General features: G+C 62.4%; 8 protein-coding genes. 2 read left to right on the top strand and 6 right to left on the bottom strand.

Features of this window, described 5'->3' with window-relative positions:
* Positions 1-66 precede the first annotated feature (66 nt).
* The 6 genes from MGEO_RS21640 to MGEO_RS20775 all read right to left on the bottom strand — a co-directional run bounded on the left by MGEO_RS21640 (position 67) and on the right by MGEO_RS20775 (position 4,467).
* A complete protein-coding gene (locus tag MGEO_RS21640) occupies positions 67-390 on the bottom strand; it encodes a hypothetical protein (RefSeq protein ID WP_198948140.1) in 324 nt (107 codons plus the stop codon).
* A gap of 70 nt (positions 391-460) precedes the next feature.
* Positions 461-952 (bottom strand): hypothetical protein, encoded by a 492-nt coding sequence (locus MGEO_RS20795; RefSeq protein ID WP_198948139.1) that lies wholly within the window; start codon positions 950-952, stop codon positions 461-463.
* Positions 953-1,070: 118 nt separating this feature from the next.
* Positions 1,071-1,907 carry a transglutaminase-like domain-containing protein gene (locus tag MGEO_RS20790; protein WP_085641657.1) on the bottom strand — a complete coding sequence of 279 codons (837 nt, stop codon included), beginning with the start codon at positions 1,905-1,907 and terminating at the stop codon, positions 1,071-1,073.
* 40 nt (positions 1,908-1,947) lie between these two features.
* Complete coding sequence (locus tag MGEO_RS20785; protein ID WP_085641656.1) at positions 1,948-2,757, bottom strand: hypothetical protein; 810 nt, start codon at positions 2,755-2,757, stop codon at positions 1,948-1,950.
* Positions 2,754-3,230 (bottom strand): hypothetical protein, encoded by a 477-nt coding sequence (locus MGEO_RS20780; protein ID WP_408607534.1) that lies wholly within the window; start codon positions 3,228-3,230, stop codon positions 2,754-2,756. Before MGEO_RS20780 ends, MGEO_RS20785 begins: the two co-directional genes overlap by 4 nt.
* 28 nt (positions 3,231-3,258) lie before the next feature.
* The gene (locus tag MGEO_RS20775; protein ID WP_085641655.1) at positions 3,259-4,467 is read right to left on the bottom strand and encodes a DEAD/DEAH box helicase; all 1,209 of its coding nucleotides are present in this window, start codon (positions 4,465-4,467) and stop codon (positions 3,259-3,261) included.
* Between the two features lie 456 nt (positions 4,468-4,923).
* Here MGEO_RS20775 and MGEO_RS20765 point away from each other — a divergent pair, with 456 nt between their 5' ends.
* Both MGEO_RS20765 and MGEO_RS20760 read left to right on the top strand, forming a co-directional pair.
* Positions 4,924-5,130, top strand: a complete 207-nt coding sequence (locus tag MGEO_RS20765) for a cold-shock protein (RefSeq protein ID WP_043919421.1) — start codon at positions 4,924-4,926, stop codon at positions 5,128-5,130.
* 437 nt (positions 5,131-5,567) lie between these two features.
* The coding region (locus tag MGEO_RS20760; protein ID WP_143746334.1) for a hypothetical protein at positions 5,568-6,228 on the top strand (661 nt) is incomplete at its 3' end.

Below are 6,228 nucleotides of genomic sequence, written 5' to 3'. Positions count from 1 at the left end.
GAAGCTACGGCGACGTCAGGCAGGACCTATTGCACGTTACATGCGATGACACACTTTTAATGGCTCTCAGGAACCCCTAACATCCACCCGAACCTCCATTTCCAACACGTCGGCGGATCTTCCGTGGAAGCTGCCGGATACCGGGGCAACCTGCTCGATCCTGCGCGCCTCGGCGACAGGAATAAGATCGGTGGAGCCAAACGATCTGTTGGTCGGGTCGAACGATATCCGCGCCGGTTCCGCCAACATCTGGTCTTCGAGGCTACCGAGATGCGGTTGCGCCGAGGGGACCAAAGACGGGGTGTCGTTCGCAGGTCGCCGCCGCATCTCCGTCTCATGTCGACCGACCACAGTCCTGCGACCGTCCAGGTCGATCGGGTCATCCGTCACGGCAATGCTCCCAAAGCCTTACCACGGTCCGCTTTCGACCGGACCTGGTGCCATATTGCGGACCCGCAAGTCATTCTCCGATGCCCGGGCGCCCGCTTCCAATACGCGGTCCGGTATCTTCCGTCTCAGTCCATTTGCCTGGCGGGGAGACGCCGCGCGTTTCGCCTGCGCTTTCCTGGCCGGCTCGGGACCGAGCCGAATAGAGGTCACGGAGCACGGCCTCTTTCACCCCGTCCGCCTGCATGACAAGACGGATCATCGGGTCAGCCAGCATCTCCTCAAGGAAGTAGTCCTTAAGAGCCTTGCTGGTGAGCTTGTCTTTGGCCACTGCGCTCTCCAGTTCGGCAAGCGGCACGGTGAGCGTTCGGCCGAGCCCGGGGTGCGAGGGGCGCGGATGGAGGTGCACGAGAACGGACGACGTCCAGGTGTCCGGTTCAATCCTATCCACGGGCTCTGGCAACTGGGTCTCGATCTCGTATTCGCCAGGTGGCAGAGTCTCGTTGAAAGTCGGAAGCTGGAAGGGTCGGAGAAATACGGCGGTCGTCTTGATCGAGGCGGTCATCTCAATTCTCCCTAATGGTTTCATGATGCGAACGCGCTCACACACAGGCGGACCAACCATCCCGTCTGCGAGCCGAGGACGGGCAGACCAACAAAAACCGGCGTTGACACGCGCGGCGCTAATTTCGAGAACCGGATGACGCCTCGGCGGGGTGGTCCTCGGCATCCCATGTCCAGACGTCGAATTGTGTCAGTGTATTCGGCCCGAATGTCTGAGTTAGAGGCACATCAGCGGCGTCCCGACCGCGCGCGATCAGGATCCTCCCCGTTCGCGGGCTGTTGTTTCGTGGATCGAAGACCCACCAACGACCGCCCAGAAAGACCTCCATCCAGGCCGCGAAATCGTCGGGCGGATGAGGCTTCGGTTGACCAAACTCGCTCAGGTAGCCGGTGCAGTAACGCGCCGGGATGTTCATGCAGCGGCAGAGGGCGATGGCGAGGTGAGCGAAATCCCGGCAGACACCCTGACCACCTGCCATTGTTTCGGACGCCGTTCGGGTCGCGCTCGCCTCCATGTAGTCGAACGAAACCGACGAATGCACAAAATCACAGATCGCCTGCACGCGCGCCCAGCCCGGCGAAGTGGTCTCGAAAAGGCGCCAGGCCTCTTCCGACAGAAGATCAGTGTCGCAGTAACGACTGCCGAGAAGGTAGACCAAGGTTTCGAAGGGCAGGTCCTGAACGGCGTGCTGCGCGGCCTCGGTCGCTGTCGGATCGGGCAATCCGGTGTCGCGAAAGATCCCGTCGGTGGACAGGGTGAAGTCCCCCGCCGGCGCCACCATCCGCGTGCACCAATTGCCGAACGCGTCGCGATAGCTTTCCAGCGGCACGCTCGGCTGCGTCACGAGATAGTCGGCGCGCTCCAGATCGCCGAAGCGTGAGTAGTGGACGTTCAGCATGGCTATGATGGGTGTCGGCTGGGTCAGCTGGTAGCGCAAGCGACAGCCGATCCGCATCCGTACACCAGAAGTCTCGGCTGGGCGCGATCTGGGGGTGCTATCGTCCAAGAACGCACTCCCCGTCCGAGAGTTGAAAGCTGCGGTCGCAGCGCCAGCGGTTTCCCGATCGGTCGAGATGGGCGTTCGCAGGCAGGTCGATCGCGACACATGTGTCATTTACCGCCTCGAAGCCCCGTTCGCACCGCCATCCCGGATCGTAGGAATCTTGATCCAGAAAGGCGTTCGCCGGAAGCGCCACGGGATCACAGCGGCCATCGATCTCGAAGAAGCCCCTCTCACAGGCCCATTCGGCACCATAGTCGGCATTGGTCAGGTAGCCGTTCTCTGGGACCGCAATCGGAACGCAGGCATCGGTCAAGGCCGTGAAGCCGCGTGCGCAGTCCCAGCCCGAACCTGACGGATCATTGGTAAGATAGGCGTTTTCCGGAGGGTCGATTGGCACGCATGTCTCCCGATCCTGTCGATACCCACGATCGCATTGCCAGTCGAAGCCCGATGATTGAAGGAAGGCATTCTCGGGCACTTGGATCGCCTCGCAGGACGCCCCGCCGACTTCTTGGTAGCCGCGCTCACACGCCCAGCCTGAGCCATAAGACCGGCCCGTTGCATAGGCGTTCTCGGGGATGTCGATGGCAACACACTCTTCGCTATCCACGCGGTAGCCAAGCGTACAGTCCCAACCACCGCCGTAGCTTCGGGCCTCCGCATTCTCTGGCACTGGTCCGGTGCCGTCCTGCGCGAGAACCGGAAGCGCCAGAAAGGCGATCAAGCCGACCATGCCGAAGATGGCAAGGCGGTGGCCACGGTGCAGGGATATCGGACCTGTCCAGGCAATGACATCGCTCATCCTTCGTCCGCCGCGGTTTCCGGACGCTCGGGTAGGGCATCGACATCGAGCGATGCAAGGCAGGCCTGTGCAATGTCACGGTCTGGCGCCTCGGCGCCGGGCACGGTCGCCCAGCCGGCTTCCATCAAGGCATCCCGTCGCCGGAAGGTAGAGGCGTCCCGGATCGTCGCAAGCTTTGCGGCGCGGTCGGGATCGGTTCTGGCCATGTCGACGCAGACCGGCACCATGGCCGCTACGACATCGTCATGGGCCATCGCCATCGCCCTGTCATTCGCGGTTCCGCCCGTCACCCAGCCACCCCATGTGAAGCCGCCGATGCCGATTGCTGCCGCGCCGATCACGGCACCGTAGATGCCTGGTTTCAGCCATTCGGGAGTTTCCATTGAAATATCCTCCTGCGGAGAAAGCGCCGCCTCGCTGTAAAGAAACGTCCGGGTCGCAGTCAGCTGCCGGACCAGCGCCGTCTTCTGCATCAGGCTCGAAGCCGCCTGCCGTTTAATGTCAGGCGGCCATCGGCTCCGGGCATCGCGAATAAGACCGCCGTCGTGACCGCCGCCGTTTTTTCGCTTTCGGCGCGTCTCCGAACCCTTCCCAAGCGCGCCCACCGGCAACGTCGACGCGCATGCCGAGCACTTTCTCGATGGCCTTGAGTTCCGCCACTTCGTCGGCGGCGCAGAACGCGACCGCGCGTCCGTCGCGGCCGGCACGGGCGGTCCGCCCGATCCGGTGCACGTAATTCTCCGGCACATTCGGTAGATCGTAGTTATAGACATGGCCGACACCGGGGATGTCGATCCCGCGCGCCGCGACATCCGTCGCGACGAGGACACGCACCGATCCTTCCCTGAAAGCGGCGATGGCCCGGTCACGTTGCCCCTGGCTCTTGTTGCCGTGGATCGAGGTGGCCGCGAAACCGGCCCGGTCGAGGTGCTTCATGAGCCGGTCGGCGCCATGCTTCGTGCGCGAGAAGACCAGCGCGCGGTCGTCACGGTGCCCGTCCAGCAGTTCGATCAAAAGATCCTGCTTCTGGTCCCTGGCAACGAAATGCACGCTGTGGGAAACCTTGTCGGCAACCTTGCCCGGCGGCGACGCCTCGACGCGGATGGGTTGGTCGAGGTAGTGCCCGGACAACTCCGCCATTGCCTTCGGCATCGTGGCCGAGAACATCATGGTTTGGCGGTTCTTGCCCAACATCGGCGCGATGCGGCGCAATGCGTGGACGAAGCCGATGTCGAGCATCTGGTCCGCCTCGTCGAGGACGAGAAACCTTGTCTTGCCGAGATCGACGGCGCGGCGATCCATCAGGTCGATCAGCCGGCCCGGCGTGGCGACGAGGATGTCGGTGCCGCGGGCGAGCTTCTGGGCCTGCGCGTTGATCGACTTTCCGCCCACGACAAGCGTGATGCGGAGATCGGCCGTCAGCCCCTGAAGGCTCTGAACGATCTGATTGGCCAGTTCACGCGTCGGCGCAAGGATGAGCCCGCGCGCCGATTTCGGCGCGGCCTTTTCCTTAGCTTTGGAAAGCGCCACGACCAGCGGGATGCCGAAAGCGGCAGTCTTGCCGGTCCCGGTTTGGGCGATGCCCAGAATGTCGCGGCCTTGCAGCGCCTGTGGTATCGCCTGTTCTTGGATAGGGGTCGGTCGAGTCAGTCCCAGGGCGTCGAGCCGCGAGACCATGCGAGCATTCAGCCCGAGTTCATTGAAAGTCATGTCATTCCTTGGCCGAACCTTGCGTCCGGCGTCACCGCCGAACGCAAACGCGCGCGGTCGGTCGGGGTGCACCTAGGGCGAACACTCCGGCACCGCATTGTGCCCGGAGCCGCCTTGGGCGGCGTCCCCCCTTCGTGATGTGGGAAAACGGTGCGTCACGGCCGGGGGCGGAAGTGAACCCGCCTGCTCACGCGGCAGAGCGATAACGCCTACCATACATGGGAAGCCGACGATGGCTTTTCAATGCCGCCCCATCAGCGGTCATCACCTGTTAAGCAATTTCGCGACATCGCAAGACAACCCTTGTAATTCACTTCGGCAAGGCGCATGTCAGTCGAGCGAGCGTTTTTCTCTGCGACCTCCTGCTTCCGTTCATCCGGCTTCAGTTGATCCCTCAGTCTGACTTTGCCGGGCTGCCGCATCCTGTGGGCAGCGTATGAACAGGAGACCACGGACATGGCCAACGGCACCGTGAAGTTTTTCAATACCCAAAAAGGCTTCGGCTTCATCGAGACGGATACGGGCGGTAAGGACGTTTTCGTCCACATCTCCGCCGTCGAACGCGCCGGCCTGACCGGCCTTTCGGACGCTCAGAAGGTGACGTTCGAGGTCGAGACCGGCCGCGATGGCCGCGAAAGCGCGACCAATCTCGCGCTCGCTTGAACACAACGCAAGGGCACTCCGTGTGGAGTGCCCTTGCACCGTGACCGAACACCGTATCAGCACTGGAAATGCGACCTGCACGCGTATTCTGCCACGTGTAAAAAGCCGGTCTCGTGCACCCCGGCCCCACTACGGGGTTCCGCACGCGGCGGCTTTGAAATGAGGGTGTAGCTTGCGTCGTTTTCCGTACTTCGCATGGCTGCCTACTGGCCCACGACAATCAACCCAGAGGCTGCCTGCGCGATGGTGTTCGCCCCGAGCCATGCGACACCAGTCGTGCGTCTGTTAATGATAGGGTCGGCTTGCGAAACCGTGGTTTGCTAAAGCGACAAGCGACTTTGGAACTGACCCGTGCACGCGAGCGGCATGATCGAGGCAATTGAGGTGGCCGTGGGACACGCAGCTCCTACCGGTCACCGTCTTAGGAGAACATCACCATGACGCGTTTCAACTCGGAAGTCCGTACGGCCACCGGCCGCGAACTTTTCAAGGACAAGAAGAAAACGAAGGTTTCCGAGCGCTCGTCAGATACAAAATCCGCGATTCAGCTGGGCGAACACGGCCGATACCAGATCAAGTCCGGGCGCCTTTCCGGGGAATACGTGGCCAGGGCCTTTCCGAAACCGCCGACGAACGCGCGCGGGATGATCGCCGAAGCCAGAGGTGCAACAGAAGAGGCAGCTATCGCCGCCTTGCACGAGGCCATAGATGCGCGGGAAATTCGAAGAACTGACGATCGTCGGTCCGATCCGGAAACGGGGCTTGCCGTTCCGAGCACCGAGGAATTCGTCGAAGCGATTGCCCAGGTCGCCCTTTCGCGCCCGCAACGTGCCATGCTGACCGCTCTCGCTTTGGCCGACGATGAAGGGTTGCGTGAGGCGCGTGTTGCAAGCGCTGCGGGCTACAAATCGAACGCCTCGGCCAATCGCGCTCTGGCGTCTGCTGGGCTGTTGATTGCCAGCTACCTTTCGCTCGAAGCAACTCCTGACGCTGCGGCCAGCGACCACGACGGAACGATGTTTCTCGGGTACCGGGGCCGGCAAAGAAACGATGAAGACCCTGGAAACTGGATCCTTCACGCTGAGTTGCGCGAAGCAG

Origin of the sequence: Marivita geojedonensis, assembly GCF_002115805.1 — a bacterium.
In the GTDB taxonomy this organism is placed as follows: Bacteria; Pseudomonadota; Alphaproteobacteria; order Rhodobacterales; family Rhodobacteraceae; genus Marivita; species Marivita geojedonensis.
Note: the sequence above shows the minus strand (reverse complement) of the source record. Positions and strands in the feature narration are given on the sequence as shown.

Excerpts from the sequence above, each read along its gene's own strand:
- MGEO_RS20795 (WP_198948139.1), bottom strand. The coding sequence starts at position 952 with ATGACCGCCTCGATCAAGACGACCGCCGTATTTCTCCGACCCTTCCAG.
- MGEO_RS20790 (WP_085641657.1), bottom strand. The coding sequence starts at position 1,907 with ATGCGGATCGGCTGTCGCTTGCGCTACCAGCTGACCCAGCCGACACCC.
- MGEO_RS20785 (WP_085641656.1), bottom strand. The coding sequence starts at position 2,757 with ATGAGCGATGTCATTGCCTGGACAGGTCCGATATCCCTGCACCGTGGC.
- MGEO_RS20780 (WP_408607534.1), bottom strand. The coding sequence starts at position 3,230 with ATGCAGAAGACGGCGCTGGTCCGGCAGCTGACTGCGACCCGGACGTTT.
- MGEO_RS20775 (WP_085641655.1), bottom strand. The coding sequence starts at position 4,467 with ATGACTTTCAATGAACTCGGGCTGAATGCTCGCATGGTCTCGCGGCTC.
- MGEO_RS20765 (WP_043919421.1), top strand. The coding sequence starts at position 4,924 with ATGGCCAACGGCACCGTGAAGTTTTTCAATACCCAAAAAGGCTTCGGC.